This window comes from Pseudomonas sp. Irchel 3E20 (assembly GCF_900187645.1).
Lineage (GTDB): Bacteria > Pseudomonadota > Gammaproteobacteria > Pseudomonadales > Pseudomonadaceae > Aquipseudomonas.
Map to the genome: position 1 here is coordinate 392,950 of NZ_FYEE01000004.1, position 15,961 is coordinate 408,910.

At 63.0% G+C, this 15,961-nt stretch carries 15 protein-coding genes; 8 read left to right on the top strand and 7 right to left on the bottom strand.

Translation table 11 applies throughout. The features are described from left to right. The first annotated feature begins 164 nt into the window (after positions 1–164). The 3 genes from CKW13_RS10500 to CKW13_RS10510 all read left to right on the top strand — a co-directional run bounded on the left by CKW13_RS10500 (position 165) and on the right by CKW13_RS10510 (position 3,392). Entirely contained in the window at positions 165–551 is a 387-nt protein-coding gene (locus CKW13_RS10500) for a response regulator (protein WP_095108610.1), read from the top strand. Between the two features lie 192 nt (positions 552–743). Then, a complete protein-coding gene (locus CKW13_RS10505; protein ID WP_095108519.1) occupies positions 744–2,039 on the top strand; it encodes a glycosyltransferase family 4 protein in 1,296 nt (431 codons plus the stop codon). Positions 2,040–2,174: 135 nt separating this feature from the next. After that, entirely contained in the window at positions 2,175–3,392 is a 1,218-nt protein-coding gene (locus CKW13_RS10510) for a hypothetical protein (RefSeq protein ID WP_095108520.1), read from the top strand. 72 nt (positions 3,393–3,464) lie between these two features. Here CKW13_RS10510 and CKW13_RS10515 read toward each other — a convergent pair whose 3' ends face one another. Then, the gene (locus CKW13_RS10515; RefSeq protein WP_095108521.1) at positions 3,465–4,766 is read right to left on the bottom strand and encodes an OprD family porin; all 1,302 of its coding nucleotides are present in this window, start codon (positions 4,764–4,766) and stop codon (positions 3,465–3,467) included. Positions 4,767–5,016: 250 nt separating this feature from the next. On the opposite strand from CKW13_RS10515, the gene eco reads away from it, so the two are divergent. After that, positions 5,017–5,499: a serine protease inhibitor ecotin gene (gene eco / locus CKW13_RS10520; protein WP_095108522.1), complete on the top strand. Its 483-nt coding sequence runs from the start codon at positions 5,017–5,019 to the stop codon at positions 5,497–5,499. Here the strand turns inward: eco and ilvA are convergent. From ilvA to CKW13_RS10550, 6 genes are all read right to left on the bottom strand, one after another. Next, a complete protein-coding gene (gene ilvA, locus CKW13_RS10525) occupies positions 5,448–6,506 on the bottom strand; it encodes a threonine ammonia-lyase, biosynthetic (protein WP_095108523.1) in 1,059 nt (352 codons plus the stop codon). The genes eco and ilvA overlap by 52 nt on opposite strands. A 203-nt stretch (positions 6,507–6,709) precedes the next feature. Then, positions 6,710–7,861: a PQQ-dependent sugar dehydrogenase gene (locus tag CKW13_RS10530; protein ID WP_095108524.1), complete on the bottom strand. Its 1,152-nt coding sequence runs from the start codon at positions 7,859–7,861 to the stop codon at positions 6,710–6,712. A gap of 25 nt (positions 7,862–7,886) precedes the next feature. Beyond that, positions 7,887–8,201: a hypothetical protein gene (locus tag CKW13_RS10535; RefSeq protein WP_095108525.1), complete on the bottom strand. Its 315-nt coding sequence runs from the start codon at positions 8,199–8,201 to the stop codon at positions 7,887–7,889. A 156-nt stretch (positions 8,202–8,357) separates the two neighbouring features. Continuing rightward, a complete protein-coding gene (gene lpxO, locus CKW13_RS10540; RefSeq protein ID WP_095108611.1) occupies positions 8,358–9,257 on the bottom strand; it encodes a lipid A hydroxylase LpxO in 900 nt (299 codons plus the stop codon). A 228-nt stretch (positions 9,258–9,485) separates the two neighbouring features. Beyond that, positions 9,486–9,860, bottom strand: a complete 375-nt coding sequence (locus tag CKW13_RS10545) for a GFA family protein (RefSeq protein ID WP_095108526.1) — start codon at positions 9,858–9,860, stop codon at positions 9,486–9,488. Beyond that, positions 9,857–10,660 carry a bifunctional 2-polyprenyl-6-hydroxyphenol methylase/3-demethylubiquinol 3-O-methyltransferase UbiG gene (locus CKW13_RS10550; protein ID WP_095108527.1) on the bottom strand — a complete coding sequence of 268 codons (804 nt, stop codon included), beginning with the start codon at positions 10,658–10,660 and terminating at the stop codon, positions 9,857–9,859. The genes CKW13_RS10545 and CKW13_RS10550 overlap by 4 nt, the downstream gene beginning before the upstream one ends. 205 nt (positions 10,661–10,865) lie before the next feature. On the opposite strand from CKW13_RS10550, the gene CKW13_RS10555 reads away from it, so the two are divergent. From CKW13_RS10555 to CKW13_RS10570, 4 genes are all read left to right on the top strand, one after another. Next, positions 10,866–11,192, top strand: coding sequence for a DUF2388 domain-containing protein (locus CKW13_RS10555; RefSeq protein ID WP_095108528.1), 327 nt, complete (start codon positions 10,866–10,868; stop codon positions 11,190–11,192). A gap of 89 nt (positions 11,193–11,281) precedes the next feature. Beyond that, complete coding sequence (locus CKW13_RS25000) at positions 11,282–11,647, top strand: integrase (RefSeq protein WP_095108529.1); 366 nt, start codon at positions 11,282–11,284, stop codon at positions 11,645–11,647. Between the two features lie 4 nt (positions 11,648–11,651). Further along, positions 11,652–13,241 (top strand): ABC-F family ATPase, encoded by a 1,590-nt coding sequence (locus CKW13_RS10565; RefSeq protein WP_095108530.1) that lies wholly within the window; start codon positions 11,652–11,654, stop codon positions 13,239–13,241. Between the two features lie 337 nt (positions 13,242–13,578). Beyond that, positions 13,579–15,846 (top strand): TonB-dependent receptor, encoded by a 2,268-nt coding sequence (locus CKW13_RS10570; RefSeq protein ID WP_095108531.1) that lies wholly within the window; start codon positions 13,579–13,581, stop codon positions 15,844–15,846. Positions 15,847–15,961 lie beyond the last annotated feature (115 nt).

The window sequence follows — 15,961 nt, forward strand, 5'->3', positions numbered from 1 at the left end:
GCGTCACTGCCAGAAATCACGCGCAGCGGTTATTCTGAGCCTGCCTGTACGGTCGGATTTTTTTGTACAACTTCAGGAACTTGTGACAATTGGCGGCTTACTTAAGCAAGAAGCCGATCCATCGCAGCGCCGGCACACCTTTTTCCTTTATCGAGAGCCCGACCATGTCCACCACTGCCTCCACCATCCTCGTCGTCGAAGACGATCAAATCGTGCGCATGCTGATTGTTGATGTCTTGGAAGAACTGGCATTCAAGGTGCTGGAAGCGAAAAACGGCCAAGCGGCGCTCGAGCTGGTGCAGGACCGGGGCCAGACCATTGACCTGCTGATGACCGACGTCGGCCTGCCGGACATCGACGGCAAGGAACTGGCCACCCAGGCCCGAGGGTTTCGCCCGCAATTGCAGGTGCTGTTCGCCAGCGGCTACGCCGAAAACCTGGCCGTGCCCGACGGCATGCACCTGATTGCCAAACCCTTCTCCATCGACCAGTTGCGCGACAAAGTCAGTGCCATCCTCGCCCTCCGATCCCAGGCGCCGTGCGCGCGGTAAGGCTTATGTAGCAAGCGGGCTCGCCCGCGCTCGGCTGCGCAGCGGCCGTAAAAAACCGGCGAGGCGCCGTACCGCTGAAGGGGCGCCATGTACCCCGGCGCGGGCAAGCGCGCCTGCTACAAAAAAGAGTTCGTGTGGTTTAATTGCGACCTTTTCGCGTCCTGCGCCCTGCCCGTTCCTAGGAATTCCCTGATGATCCCGTCTGCCACCACCCAAGTGCTGGTCATTGGCTATGTGTGGCCCGAGCCGCGTTCTTCGGCCGCCAGCGGCCATGTCATGCAAATCCTCGAAGCTTTTTTGCAGCAAGGCTGGGCGGTCACCTTCGCCAGCCCCGCAGGGCCCGGAGAGCATAAGGCCGACCTAACCGCCCTGGGCATCCGCGAATGCCCGATCGAGCTCAATAACAGCAGTTTCGACGACTTTGTCCGCGAACTAGCCCCCGATATCGTGCTGTTTGACCAATTCATGATGGAAGAGCAGTTCGGCTGGCGCGTCGAGCAGCAGTGCCCCGACGCCTTGCGCGTGCTGGAGACATCTGACCTGCAAAGCCTGCGCCACGCCCGCCACCAGCGCCTCAAGGAGCGCCTCAAGGCCAGCGATGACGGTGACGATTTCAGCCAGTTGTTCGCCCTGGCCCCGCAGGACGAGTTCCGCCTGATGGCCGATACCGACCTGGCCAAGCGGGAAATCGCCGCGCTGTACCGCTGCGACCTGAACCTGATGATTTCCGAGGTGGAAATCGAGTTGCTGGTAAATCAGTTCAAGTTACCGCGCACCTTGCTGCACTGCTGCCCGCTGATGCCCGACAGCCCACCCCACCACTTCGTGCCGTTCGAGGAGCGGGCGCACTTTTTGACCATCGGCAACTTCCGCCACGCGCCCAACTGGGACGCAGTGCTGTGGATGAAGACCAGTCTGTGGCCATTGATCCGCCAGCAACTACCCGGCGCCCAGTTGCACATCTACGGCGCCTACACCCCGCCCAAGGCCACCGCCCTGCACAACCCGGCCCAGGGCTTTCACGTGATGAACTGGGCCGAAGACGCCTTGCAGGTCATGAGCGCGGCACGCATCTGCCTGGCGCCGCTGCGTTTTGGCGCCGGGATCAAGGGCAAGATCGTCGATGCCATGCTCTGCGGCACGCCCAACGTCACCACCCCCATCGGCGCCGAAGCCATGGCCGGCGACCTGCCCTGGCCCGGGGCCATTGCCGACAGCGCCAGCACCCTGGCCGCCGCCGCCGTGCAGTTGTACCAGGACCGCGCCCTGTGGACCGAGGCGCAACAGCGCGGGCGGGATCTGCTGGCGGCGCGCTACAGCAAGCAGGCCCATGGCGCGGCCCTGATCGAACGCTTGCAAGCCTGCCGCCAGGACCTGGCGCAACGTCGGCGCGATAACTTCACCGGCAGCATGCTGCGCCACCATCACCACAAAAGCACCCAGTACATGGCGCAGTGGATCGAGGCGAAGAACCGCGCCGGCCAGTGATCCAGAGGCGATTTTCACGGGCGCTTTACTTCATTTTCACGGGGCGCACAAGCTGTCAACTCTGACAGTTGCGGCCCCGGGCCAGTACCGCGTAGGTTCAGGTCACCCACTCCGGGCTCAACCCAAGGAATGACCATGAACAGCCAATGGAAGGCTCGCGACTTAACACGCCCGTTGTTTTTCAGCCTCTGCGTTGTCTTGCCCCTGTCCGCCGCCCACGCCATCAGCCTGCAAGACGTCGGCCCCACCGGCCCAGGGCAAACCGAAGCGTTGAGCGTCAATTTAAACGGCGACATCGTCGGCTCACAGCTCTCCACCGCCGCCAACAGCCAGGTGTGGGTGGCGACGCTGCCCAACCCGGCCGTGTTCCTCAAGCCGTTGATCGCCAACACCCAATGCGACACCACTTTTCTGCGGGTAGCCAACAACCGCACCATCGTCGGCGTTTGCCCCGGTTTGCTGGGCGGTAAGCAAGGGGTGATCTGGAATGCCAGCAACCCAGCAGCCAACCCGACGCGGCTGATGCCTTTGCTGCTGCCAGAGGTCGGCTTGCGTAGCAACCCCACCGCGATCAACCGCAATGGCGAAGTGGCTGGCGTGAGCATCGGCGCCCTGGGCACCAAGGCCGCGGGTTGGCCGGCGGGCAGTGGCACCGCGTTCGCGATCTCCAATATTTTCGATGGCTGCATGCCCGTTGACCTCTCGGAGGTCTACAGCAGCGGCAAACCGGTGGTAGCCCTCAACTGCCCCAACGCCTCTGGTGCGATGCGCGGCCACGCGGCCGTCGCCGGCGCCGGTGGCTACACCCACACCCTGCTGCCGGTGCCCGCCGGCGCCAGCCGTTGCGTGGCGGTAGGGGTCAATAACAACTTCCAGTACACCGGCACCTGCTACTTCCCGGGCAATGTCACCAAAGCCACGTTTTGGAACAACGCCACCGCCACCCCCAGCACCTTTGCCCTGGTGCCCGGCGTGACCAGCACCACCGCGTTCGCCCTCAACGAGACCGCCAAGGTCTATGTCAGCTACCAGGACACCTCGGGCAACCCGGCCGCCGCCTATTGGGACCCGGTGGGCAGTTTTGTCACCGTGATCCCCCCGCCGCCCACCTACAACAACGTGTACCTGGCCGATATCGCCCAGGACACGATCAAAGTCGCCTTCAACAGCTACGCCGCAGGGTTCTACCGCTGCGCCATCTGGAGCCCCTCGGCCGGCACACAGATCATCGATAACCTGCTGGCGGGTAACGCATGCCGCCTCTACGCCATGTCCACCAATGGCCAATACGTGGCGGGCGGGGCCACGGATAACACCGGGGTGAGAAAAGGCGTGATTGCCATCACCCCGTGAACGTTCATCAGCCCGGTGCCGAGTGCCACGGGCAGGCCTGGCATTAAAACCCCAGGCCTGCCCGCAACCTTCCTACAACAGCGAAAAGTTGTAGCTGACGATCACCCGGGTTTCATCCATATCCCGGGCAAACTTCTCGTAGTTACTGCGGTAAGTGGCGTTGCGTAAGCGCAGGCTGACGTCCTTGAACGTGCCGCTTTGCACGATGTACTTGAGTTCGCTGTCGCGTTCCCATTCCTTGCCTGGCTGGTCGCTGCCGGGGACTTTGATATGGTCGCCGCTGACGTAGCGGGTCAAAAAGCTCAGGCCGGCGAGGCCGATGGCCTTGAAGTCGTAGTCGTAACGCAGTTGCCAGGAACGCTCCTGGGCGGCGGCAAAATCGTTGACCTGCACGTAGTTGACCAGGTTGGGGTTGCTGCCATCGAGGTACGGCATTGAATTGTCGCCGTTCATGCGCTGCCAGCCGACGCTGACTTTATGGCCGTTGAGGCCGTAGCCCAGCATCGTGCTGAGGGCGCGGTTATCGATGCGCCCGGCGTTGGCGGCGCCGCTGTCGGCGCTTTTGAGCAAGCGCACATCGGCGCTCAGGCTGCCGGCGCCCAACGGTTGGTTAGCGAGCAGGCCGATGAAGTGCTGGCGGTAGATGTCTTCCAGTTCGGCGTAGTGGTACTGGCCGCTGAGGCGCTCGTTGAAGCGGTAGTCCAGGCCGTACATGTCAAAGTGCTCGGCGGTAACGTTGCAGGCGTAGCGCTTGTTCTTGCAGTGCACGCGGATGTCCTGGGCGTCGGTGGAATCCCGGGCGGTGTAGTGATCCAAGCGCGCAGCCATCACGGTGAGGTCCTTGACCTCGCGGGAGCTGAGCATCGCGCCATTGAACATCGTCGGCAGCAGGCGCCCGTCGTTGTACTTGAGCAGTGGCAGGTCGGGCAGCAGCGCACCGTATTTCACCACTGTCTCAGAAACCCGGGCCTTGGCGGTCAGGCCCAGCTTCGCGTATTGGTCCTTGGAACCGCGCGGGTTCTGCCCACTGGAGGGCAGCAGGCCGCTGTTGCTGCTGTCGGCGCTGGAGTCGAGCTTGAGGCCGAGCATGCCCAACGCATCCACGCCAAAGCCGACCGTGCCTTGGGTGTAGCCCGATTGCAGGTTGAGGATAAAACCCTGGGCCGCCTCTTCACGCTTGGATGCACCCTGGTCGCTGGCGGTGTGGCCGTCGCGAAAGTCCCGGTTGAAGTAGACGGTGCGCGATTCCAGCTTGGCGCTGGCGTCATCGAAAAAGCCCACGGCCCGCACCTGGGCAGTAAAACCGGCGCACAGCAGCAGCGCACCGAAACCCAGGGTCTGGCGCGCGGGGGTGAAGCAAAAAGGGGGACGCATGCAAAAAGCTCCAGCGGTATTGCCTTGCGCCAGGCCTGGCCCGGCGCAAACAACGGTCCGTCCAACGCGGCGCAGTGCCGTGAAGGAAGGTTCAAATCAAAGGGGTGAAGGCAAATGATGGCAGAAGGCTTGTAGGTACCCCACCCGACCTTAGTCGCAAACGGCGACGGCTGCGGTTTGCATTGCCTCGGCCGGCCAGTAAGAATGCCCACCCCCATGCACCGCGCAATCCCACCCGCCAGGAGGCCTTATGCGCTTATCGATACGCTCCCTTCCCACTGCCCTATTGCTGGCAACGGCCTGCACCCAGGCCCTGGCCGCCAAGCTCGAAGACGTGGCGCCCTATCCCAAGGCCGACAGCGGTTTCACCCGCTCGGTGATCCGCCTGCCCGAGCAAAGCCAGGAAGACAACTACAAGGTCGAGATCCTCGCCGGCAAAACCCTGGAGGTAGACTGCAACCGCCAACGCCTGGGCGGCGACCTGCAGGAAAAGAACCTCGAAGGCTGGGGTTACCCCTTCTATCGCCTCGACAGCGTGATCGGCCCGATGAGCACCCAGATGGCCTGCCCCGACAGCAAGGGCAAGTTCGCCTTCGTGCCGGTGGTCGGCGACGGTTACCTGCTGCGCTACAACAGCAAACTGCCCATCGTCATCTACGCGCCCAAGGACATCGAGGTGCGCTACCGCGTCTGGTCGGCTTCGGCCAGCGTCGGCAAAGCCGTGGCCGAATAAGCCGCGTCGTACACCGCCGCACGCTCGGCGACGTGGCGCAGGCTGTCGAAATTGATGTTGGCGCCGGAGTCGATCGCCACCAGGGTCTGGCCACAGGCCCCGGTGCGCGCCACGTACTGCTTGATCCCCGCCACCGCCAACGCACCCGACGGTTCAGTGATGGAGCGGGTGTCGTCGTAGATGTCCTTGATGGCCGCGCACAGTTGGTCGTTACTCACCGTCAGCACTTCGTCCACATGGTTGCGGCACACCTCAAAGCCATAGGCGCCGATCTGCGCCACCGCCACGCCATCGGCGAATGTGCCGACGCTGGGCAGCACCACCCGCTCCCCGGCCGCAAGCGCCGCGTGCAGGCATGCCGAATGCTCGGATTCGACGCCGATGATGCGGATCTCGGGGCGCAGGTATTTGACGTAGGCGGCGATACCGGCGATCAAGCCACCGCCGCCCACCGGCACGAAGATCGCGTGCAGCGGGCCCGGGTGCTGGCGCAGGATCTCCATGGCCACGGTGCCCTGGCCGGCGATCACGTGGGGGTCGTCGAAGGGCGAGACAAAGGTGCAACCACTGTCCTCGGCCAGGCGCAGGGCATGGGCCAGGGCAAAGGGGAAGCTCTCGCCGTGCAGCACTGCGTTGGCACCGCGGCTGCGCACGCCGAGTACCTTCAACTCGGGCGTGGCGCAAGGCATCACGATAGTGGCCTTGATGCCCAGCTCCCGCGCCGCCAGCGCCACGCCCTGGGCATGGTTACCTGCCGAGGCGGTGACCACACCCCGCAGCCGCTGCGCCGGGGTCAGTTGCACCAAGCGGTTGTACGCCCCGCGAATCTTGAAGGAAAAGGTCGGTTGCAAATCTTCGCGCTTGAGCAGGACTTGGTTGCCCAAGGCTTGGGACAACGCCGGCGCCGCTTGCAACGGCGTACACACGGCCAGGTCGTAAACCGGTGCGGCGAGGATTTTTTTCACGTAGGACTCAAGCAGGTCGGGTCCGGGGGTGTGGTCGGGCATGAGGCGCTCCTGGTGCTTGTGCAAAGCCCTGGAGACAGAAAGAGAAAACCCGCCTCTAGGGCGGGTTGGGTGCAGCCGTCAGCTAACCCGCCAAATAAGGAATGGCGGTAATAATGCTGGGCTGGCTACGCAGTACGGGGAAAGTCATGGGCTGAACTTAAACCGCGCCATGATGGCGAGTCAATGGCCAATTTCCCCCGCCGCTATTGCAGGCCCACCCGATACAGGGCGCCCTGGTCTTCGTCGGTCAGCACATAGAGGTACCCGTCCGGGCCCTGGCGCACGTCGCGGATGCACGACTTCAGCTCGCCGAGCAAACGTTCTTCATGCACTACCTGGTCGCCGTCGAGTTGCAGGCGGATCAGCTCTTGCGAGCCCAATGCGCCAATGAACAGGTTGTGCTGCCAGGCCCTGAAGCGATCGTGGTCATAGAACGCCATGCCACTGATGGCTGGGGACTTTTCCCACACATGGTGCGGCGCCAGGGTGCCTTCGACACGGCTGCCCTGGGCTTCGGGAATCGCCAGCCCCGAATAGTTGACGCCATGGGTGGCCAGGGGCCAGCCGTAGTTGCTGCCACGCTCGACGATGTTCACCTCATCGCCGCCACGGGGGCCGTGTTCGTTGACCCACAGGGCGCCGGTCCAGGGGTTGAGGGCCGCGCCCTGGGGGTTGCGGTGGCCGTAGGACCAGATTTCCTCGCGCACGCCGGGTTGGCCGACGAAGGGGTTGTCGTCCGGCACCTTACCATCGGGGTACAGGCGCACCACCTTGCCTTGCAACTTGTCCAAGTCCTGGGCGGTGGCCCGTTCGTTGTTTTCCCCCAGGGTGATGAACAAGGAGCCATCACGGTCGAACACCAGGCGCGAGCCGAAGTGGTTGCTGGTGGACAGCTTTGGGGCCTGGCGAAAGATCACCTGGAAGCCCTTGAGGCCGCTCAAATCTGCGGCCAGGCGCCCGCGCCCCACCGCCGTGCCGGCCTTACCGCCCTCGCCGCCGCCCTCGGCGTAGGCCAGGTAGACCATGCGGTCGTCCTTGAAAGTGGGCGACAGCACCACGTCCAGCAAACCGCCCTGACCCTTGGCCCAGACCTCGGGTACGCCGCTCAGCGGCTTCGACACCTTCCCCGCCGGGCTCACCAGGCGCAGGTTGCCCGCACGCTCGGTGACCAGCATGCCTTGCCCCTCGGGCAGGAACGCCAGCGCCCAGGGGTGTTGCAAGTCGCCCGCCACGCGGGTCGCGGTGAGCGGGCCGAGCTCGCTGTGCAATGGGGTTTCTGGTGCTGCCAGGGCAGGTGCAGCACCTGCCAACAACGCGCCAGCACAGAGGCTGACCCAAAGGGTTTTACGCAACATGTACAGTTCCTTCTAAAAAATTTGCTTAACGTGCCGGGTGAGCCGGCGTTTGCAGGCGGGGTGCGGGCGCGGTGTTGTCCGGGGTACGCGGGTAGCCGTTGCCGACGCCGCCGTTGGGCACGCTCGGCGGGCGGGGCACCGGCACCGTGTTCGGCGCCCGCAGCGGCGGCGCGCTCGGTTGCGTGCCTTGCAGGCTGTTGGGGTTGGCCCGGCGAATCGGGCTGTTGTAGGGGTTGGAGCTATTGGCCCCCGGCAGGTTTTGCGCCAGCCACAGGGGCGTTTCAGCCTGGGCCAGGGCGGCCATGGCCCACAGGCTCAAAGCAAGTACACAGCGGTTCATGGCTGCCTCACAAACACGGGAAGACACAGGCTTGGAGAACAGACTAGGCGCGCGGTTCGAATTTTAAAGCGAACAGTGCCGGGCAGATGTAACAAGAACTGTGGCGACTGGCGGCCTAAGGCTGAATGGCGGCCGCCGGGCCACGATGGGAGGGAGTCAAATGAGGATGAAGATCGCCAGCAGTGCGCCGAAGATCGCCCACTTTTCCAGGTAATAGCGTGCGCGATTGCGTTTTTTCAGCTCTTTGCCCCGCAAGCGGATCTTGTACAGGCGGGTAAAGGCGCGGTTAAGCCCGCCGGTCTTGTCCCCGGCATCGTTGGGCGCACCCGCCGCCGCCATCACGGTGCGGCTGAACCAGCGGTTGAACGCCGCCGCCCAGCGATATTTCATCGGCCGCTCCACGTCGCAGAACAGGATGATGCGGTTCTGTGACGTGGTGTTTTCGGCGTAATGGATAAAGGTTTCGTCGAACATCACCGCCTCGCCGTCGCGCCAGTGGTAGCGCTCGCCGTCGACCTCGATGTAGCAACCCGGGTCGTTGGGGGTATCCAGGCCCAGGTGATAGCGGTACGAGCCGGCATAAGGGTCGCGGTGGCGCACCAGTTTCGACCCCGGCGGCAACTCGGCGAACATCGCCGCCTTGATGCTGGCAATGCCTTGCACTAACTCCGTGGTGCGCGGGCACAGCTTCATGGCCGAGGGGTGGCTGTCGCCGTACCACTTGAGATAGAAGCGCTTCCAGCCGCTTTTGAAAAACGAGTTGAACCCCACATCGTCGTACTGCTGCGAGCGCTTGATCTCACCGGCCCTGAGCAGGTTCTGCCCTTCGCGGCGAATTTCTTCCCAATGGGTTTGCAGCGCCTCAAGCTCGGGGAATTCGGCCGGGTCCAGGTACGGGCGGTTGGGCTTTTTTGAGAACAGGTAAAGAAAGCAGTTGATCGGCGCGAGGAAGGTGGAATGGTCGCTTAACTGGCGGCCGATCTTATGCCGCACACGGCCGCGAAAATGCACATAAGCGATGGATAAAAGGTAAAGGCTGGCGATGATGAGTTTCACGGTGTAGGTCACAAGTCAGAGAACAACAGGCTGCTGTAAAAAATGCAGCGTCCGAAAGCGAAAATTCCGGCAATGAATGAGGACAAGCGAGGCTCGGATATCACCATTCAATAGCCAATGGCCGTTATTTAGCCACAATCTGTAACAACAGGTTAACGCTCAATTGTTAAAGACTGTCCGGGACTTTCGCCGGGTAGACATCCGCGCATTAGCCTGCGCAACGGCCACTCAGGGGTGCCAACCGGGCGGGCAACCGTCGGCAAAAGAGTGGGATTGCGGCTGCAAGGCCGGTTGCACCGGCTGATCGAAGCTGCCCAGTAACAGCGCCACCACAGGCTCGTCGTCCAGTGCGCCCAGGGTGCTACCGCACACGGGGCAGAAGGCGCGGCTCGAATAGTCCGAGGACCGGTAACGCGCAGGCTCACCGCCCTCGCCCGTCCACTGCACCGCGCCTTTGGGGAACTCCACCCAGCACAGGGTCAAGGCCCCGGAATGGCGCTGGCAGTTGCGGCACGAGCAACTGTGGGGGTTGAGCGCCTCGCCACGGGCGGCAAAACGCACCTGCCCGCACAGGCAGCCTCCTTCGTACACCGCCGCGCTCACGCCTTGACCGCCATCAGGGTGTAGCTCATGGGCAACTGCGCCACCTGGTCTTCGTACTGGTCGTAGAGTTCCTCCCGGTTGGAGTGCGGGTACTCCTTGAAATGGCTGATCTGCAACCCGGCGGCGATGGCGGCGCCGAAGATGTCGCCCAGGGTGTGCACGAACCAGTAGGACGCCGGGCTTTTACCCTCGGCCTTGCCCTCGTAGACGATGGCTTGCTCTTGCACGAATGGCTCACGGCGGAAATACGAGGTGGCCAAGGCAAAGGGCTCGGCGGCTTCAGGCTCGAACATCTCCAGGAACGGGTGGGTTTCATAGATCACCAACGTGCCGCCGACCTTGAGGGTGGCAGCCACCTGGGTAAAAAACCCGGCGATGTCCGGCATCCAACCCAGCACGCCGATGGTCACCAGCGCCAGGTCGAAGCGATTGTGCAGCTCAACCGGCAGCGCATAGACGTTGGCTTCCACCAACTCCAGAGCGTGGGGCGAACGGGCCGTTAACTCACGGGCCTGCTCCAGGAACTCATGGGCTTGATCCACCCCCACCACATGGCGCGCGCCCAAGCCGAACAGCGACAGGCACTCGCGGCCATTGTTGCAACCCAGTTGCACCGCCTCCTTACCCGCCACCCCAACACCCAGCAGCACCTCGCTCAGCGTTTCATCCAGGCAGGAAAACCGCGGGCCGGTGACGTCCGCCAACAACCGCTGCCAACCCTCGGTGCCCTTATGGTGCCGGGCCGAGTCGTTCCAAGCGTCGCGGTTGCTGGTGATGATGCGCGGATCGTGTCTGTCCATGAGGGGATGCTGTCCTTGAGATATCACGGGGCCGGGCTTCAACGCTGCTGACAAGCCACCGCACAGCGCACCGCCTCCGGCAAAGGGCACAGTTGTAAAGACTGCGCGGGGAAATGGCAATGTGAAATCACCGGGACAGTGTCGCAAGCCCCCTGCTCTGCTATCGTGCCGCCCTCAAAGCGCACTGCAATGGAAGTACCGAAGAATGGACTTATGCAAAGCCCTGGCGATTGCCCTACTGGCGTCGATCGGCACACAGGCCACGGCAGCCGAAAACAACAACCCGTTCCAAGCCGCGCTGATGCTTACCACCATCGTGCCGGCCGTCATCATCTCTGGCGCTACGGCAGCCACATCCAGCATTCCTGATCTTTTCAAGTCAGCCAAAGGCGATGCACTGGCGTTCATTGGCTCTGACGGCCAGATCCGTGGCGCGGAGTTTGAGCAGGCGTCCCGGTACTACCGTTCGGCCTACCGCTCTCCCCTGATGTCCGACGCGCAGTTGGCCCAGGCCATCGCGACCACTTTCTAAAAAAACTCCCGAACCCGGCCCAGCGCCATTTTTGGGGGGGCGGCCTATCGGTGCTTACCCGCTCCCGCTTACTCCTTGCGAGGACCAGGATGACATTTACGGTCGGTGCGTATGCCTGTGCGCCAAGCAAGGGAGGTATGTGGATCAGGACGAGCAGTGTTACAATCGCGCTCTTTAAGTCCGCACTTAGCGCCCTCGGTATCCGCGAGCGGTGCCAATACGACACGCGCCACACCTACACGACGATGTGCCTGACGGCCGGAATGAGCCCCGCGTTCATTGCCAGCCCACTTGGCCACAGCGTCGAGATGCTGCTTTCAACCTACGCCAAATGGCTCAGCTCTACCTGCGACTGCAGAGAGCTTGAGACGCTGCCGGTTCGTTACGAACGGGCCCCACGTTGGCCAAGGACGAAGGCTCCTACTCAATACATCGCTGAAACCCCAGCAGGATAAGCAATTGATCTCCACAGCTAACATCACGATGCAGTTCGGCGCCAAGCCGTTGTTCGAGAACGTCTCGGTCAAGTTTGGTGCAGGTAACCGTTATGGCCTGATCGGCGCCAACGGTTGCGGCAAGTCGACGTTCATGAAAATCCTCGGCGGCGACCTCGAGCCGTCCGGCGGCCAGGTCATGCTGGAGCCGAACGTGCGCCTGGGCAAGCTGCGCCAGGATCAGTTCGCCTACGAAGAATTCACCGTGATCGACACCGTCATCATGGGCCACGAGGAGCTGTGGAAGGTCAAGGCCGAGCGCGATCGCATCTACTCGCTGGCGGAAATGACCGAAGAAGACGGCATGGCCGTGGCCGAGCTGGAAACCGAGTTCGCCGAGATGGACGGCTACACCGCCGAGTCCCGCGCCGGCGAACTGCTGCTGGGCCTGGGCATCGGCATCGAGCAGCACCTGGGCCCGATGAGCGAAGTCTCGCCAGGCTGGAAGCTGCGTGTGTTGCTGGCCCAGGCGCTGTTTTCGGACCCGGAAGTGCTGCTGCTCGACGAGCCGACCAACCACCTGGACATCAACACCATCCGCTGGCTGGAAAACGTGCTGACCCAGCGCAACAGCCTGATGATTATCATTTCCCACGACCGTCACTTCCTCAACAGCGTGTGCACCCACATGGCTGACCTGGACTACGGCGAGTTGCGCCTGTTCCCGGGCAACTATGACGAGTACATGACCGTGGCTACCCAGTCGCGTGAGCAATTGCTCTCGGACAACGCCAAGAAGAAGGCCCAGATCAGCGAACTGCAATCGTTCGTCAGCCGTTTCTCGGCCAACGCCTCCAAAGCCAAGCAGGCCACGTCCCGCGCCAAGCAGATCGACAAGATCCAACTGGCCGAAGTCAAGCCATCGAGCCGGGTCAGCCCGTTCATTCGCTTTGAGCAGAACAAGAAGCTGCACCGCCAGGCCGTTATCGTCGAGCGCATGGCCAAGGGTTTTGACGGCAAGCCCCTGTTCAAGGATTTCAGCTTCACCGTCGAAGCCGGCGAGCGCGTGGCGATCATCGGCCCCAACGGTATTGGCAAGACCACCCTGCTGCGCACCCTGGTCAATGAGCTGAGCCCGGATGCCGGTTCGGTGAAATGGACCGACGCCGCCGAAATCGGCTACTACGCCCAGGACCACGCCTCGGACTTCGAAGACGAGTCGAGCCTGTTCGACTGGATGGGTCGCTGGACCCAGGGCGGCGAGCAACTGGTACGCGGCACCCTGGGCCGCATGCTGTTCTCCAACGACGAGATCCTCAAGTCGGTCAAGGTCATCTCCGGTGGTGAGCAAGGCCGCATGCTGTTCGGCAAGCTGATTTTGCAAAAGCCCAACGTGCTGGTGATGGACGAACCGACCAACCACTTGGACATGGAATCGATCGAGGCGCTCAACCTGGCGCTGGAGAACTACCCCGGCACGCTGATTTTCGTCAGCCACGACCGCGAGTTCGTTTCGTCCCTGGCCACGCGCATCATCGAGCTGAGCCCAAGCGGCGTGATCGACTTCAGCGGCACCTATGACGACTACCTGCGTAGCCAAGGTGTGCTGATCTAGGCCAGCCACGACAAGCCTTAAGCGGCAAGCTCTTGGCTCGCCGCGCGCAACTTGCAGCTAAAAGCTAGAAGCTTGCGGCTCCACGAAAGCCCTGTCCTGGTGACAGGGCTTTTTGCGTCTGGGGGTGGCCGGGTTGTTGCTCCAGCAACAGTGGGCAAGCAGTGGCTGTTGGATTTGCTGAGGGCCAAAGGCTTCGCCACAACGTTTCTAGAAACCAGTAAAAGCATTATTTATCAGTCGCTTATCACCCAATAGCCGGCTCAAAAAACAGCCATTTTTCCCTTGGCACGATCTCTGCTCTAGCCCCTTCAGTGAATTTTTTCCGGGGGAGACAGACATGCACCAACTTAATCCGATTACCAAGGGCCTGTGGCTCAGCCTGTTGTTGGCCGGGGGCGCGGCCAGCGATCTGGCGCTGGCCGCCGAGGCGCTGGGCAGTGACGCGGCGAGCAGCGAGCCGGCACTCAAAACCGTGACCGTGACCGCCCAGCACCGCGAGCAAACCTTGCAGGAAGTGCCGGTGGCCGTGTCCGCCGTGCAGGGCACCCGTATCACCGCCGACGGCGTGCGCGCCATGGGCGATATCACCACGTTCATTCCCAACGCCTCGGCGAAGAACCCCGACGGCGACGGCCGCCCGCGCTGGTACATCCGTGGCCTGGGCACCGGCGATACCGGCGCGGCCACGGTGTTCCCGGTGGGCATCTATGCCGACGACGTGTACCTCAACGCGCCGATTGCCGGGGGCGGCCCGCTGTTCGACCTGGAACGCATCGAGATCCTGCGCGGGCCCCAAGGCACCCTGTACGGCAAGAACACCACGGCCGGCGCGGTCAATGTGATCTCGAAAAAACCCACCTTCGACACCGACGGCTACGGCACGCTCGGTGTTGGCAGCAAGAACGAACGCATCCTCAGCGGCGCCCTCGGCGGTGCCCTGGTGGACGAACGCCTGGCGGCGCGGGTGGCGTTGTACTCCGAAGAGCGCGACGGCTTCCAGAAGAACCTCGACGACGACCACAGCTACGGCGACGTCAACAAAAAAGCCGTGCGCGTGCAGTTCCTCGCCCAGCTCAACCCGGACTTGCAAGCCCTGCTGAAAATCCACAGCCGCGAACACAAGGGCGACGGCAGCAACGGCTCGCTGCCGGTGGGCCGCTACTACAACGTCGGCTACCAGCGCCCCCATGGCCGCGACAACGACCTGAACGTGGACGAAGACGCCAAGCTCAACCACGACGGCACTTCCCTGACCCTCAACTGGAACCTGGGGGACTACACCCTCACCGCCATCAGCGCCTACGACCACCTCCGCGGGCAGTCGGTGAGCGACGCCGACTACACGCCCTACGAAGTCAACGGCGCCGCCGACAACGACAACCAATACACCCAGTATTCCCAGGAGCTGCGCCTGGCCTCGCCCCAGCAGGAAACCCTGCGCTGGCTGGTGGGCGCCCACTACTTCCACGAAGACCTGGACAGCAGCAGCGTGCGCACCATCACCCCAGGCCCGACGCCCAATGGCAGCGGCTCCAACCAAACGGGCGGCGCCACGGTTTTTCGTGACCTCAACTACGACCACCAAACCGACAGCTACGCGCTGTTCGGCAACCTGACCTACGACTTCACCGACAACTTCACCGTCACCGGTGGCCTGCGCTGGACCCAGGAAAAGAAAGACATCGACCTCAACCTCACCCAACTGACCCGCGCCAGCGCCAACGGCCCGCTGATCCCCCTGAGCGCCGCCGGCAGCAACGGCAGCCGCGAGGACAACAAAACCTGGGAAGCCTGGACCTACGACCTCACGCCCGAATACCGGATCAACGACAACGTGCGGGTGTTTTTGCGCTACGCCCACGGTTTTCGTTCCGGCGGCTTCAACACCGGGCTGTCCACCAGCCTGGCGCAGCTGACCTCGGTGGATCCGGAGCAACTGGACGCCTATGAAATCGGCGTCAAGTCCGAGTGGTTCAACAATCGCCTGAGCGCCAACGCGAACATTTTCTACTACGACTACAGCGACATTCAGGTCAACCTGCTGACCGTCAACAACGGCGTGCTCACCACGGCCCTCACCAACGGCGCCAAGGGCAAGGTCAAGGGCGCGGAGCTGGAACTCGAAGGCCAACCCACCGACTACCTGCACCTGCGCGCGGCGGTGTCGTTCCTGGACACCGAATACACCGATTTCAAGAACACCAACCCCAACACCGGCGCCGTCACCGGCGACTACAGCGGCAACCGCTTCGTGCGCTCGCCGCGCCATGTGGTGGCCCTGGGCGCCGACTACACCATCCCCCTGCAGGTGGGCGGCAAACTGGTGGCCGGCGGCGACATCAGCTACCGCGACAAGGAATTCTTCCTCGCTGACCGCCAGGGTGGCGGTGCCGACAAAACCCTCAACCAACCCCACTACACCTTGGCCAACACGCGCCTGACCTGGTTCAGCCCGGACGAAAAACTCAGCGTCACGGGGTTTGTCAACAACGTCACTGACCGCCGCTACCAGGTGCACGGGCGGCCCAACGGCCCGGTCGGCCAGTACGTCATCACCTACGGCGACCCGCGCACCGTGGGCCTGAGTGTGACGAGCCGGTTCTGATTTCCTGGCTATTTGTAGGTAGCACGCGGGCCTGGTGACGGGCTGCTGATGGGGTGTTGCTCCAGCAGCAGTCGCGGCCCCCTCCCGCTATGTGTGGGAGCGGGCTCGCCCGCGA

Coding starts and splice junctions, on each gene's coding strand:
- CKW13_RS10535 (WP_095108525.1), bottom strand. CDS start 8,201: ATGAACCGCTGTGTACTTGCTTTGAGCCTGTGGGCCATGGCCGCCCTG.
- CKW13_RS10555 (WP_095108528.1), top strand. CDS start 10,866: ATGGACTTATGCAAAGCCCTGGCGATTGCCCTACTGGCGTCGATCGGC.
- CKW13_RS25000 (WP_095108529.1), top strand. CDS start 11,282: ATGACATTTACGGTCGGTGCGTATGCCTGTGCGCCAAGCAAGGGAGGT.
- CKW13_RS10550 (WP_095108527.1), bottom strand. CDS start 10,660: ATGGACAGACACGATCCGCGCATCATCACCAGCAACCGCGACGCTTGG.
- CKW13_RS10570 (WP_095108531.1), top strand. CDS start 13,579: ATGCACCAACTTAATCCGATTACCAAGGGCCTGTGGCTCAGCCTGTTG.
- CKW13_RS10505 (WP_095108519.1), top strand. CDS start 744: ATGATCCCGTCTGCCACCACCCAAGTGCTGGTCATTGGCTATGTGTGG.
- CKW13_RS10530 (WP_095108524.1), bottom strand. CDS start 7,861: ATGTTGCGTAAAACCCTTTGGGTCAGCCTCTGTGCTGGCGCGTTGTTG.
- CKW13_RS10515 (WP_095108521.1), bottom strand. CDS start 4,766: ATGCGTCCCCCTTTTTGCTTCACCCCCGCGCGCCAGACCCTGGGTTTC.
- CKW13_RS10500 (WP_095108610.1), top strand. CDS start 165: ATGTCCACCACTGCCTCCACCATCCTCGTCGTCGAAGACGATCAAATC.
- eco (WP_095108522.1), top strand. CDS start 5,017: ATGCGCTTATCGATACGCTCCCTTCCCACTGCCCTATTGCTGGCAACG.
- ilvA (WP_095108523.1), bottom strand. CDS start 6,506: ATGCCCGACCACACCCCCGGACCCGACCTGCTTGAGTCCTACGTGAAA.
- CKW13_RS10510 (WP_095108520.1), top strand. CDS start 2,175: ATGAACAGCCAATGGAAGGCTCGCGACTTAACACGCCCGTTGTTTTTC.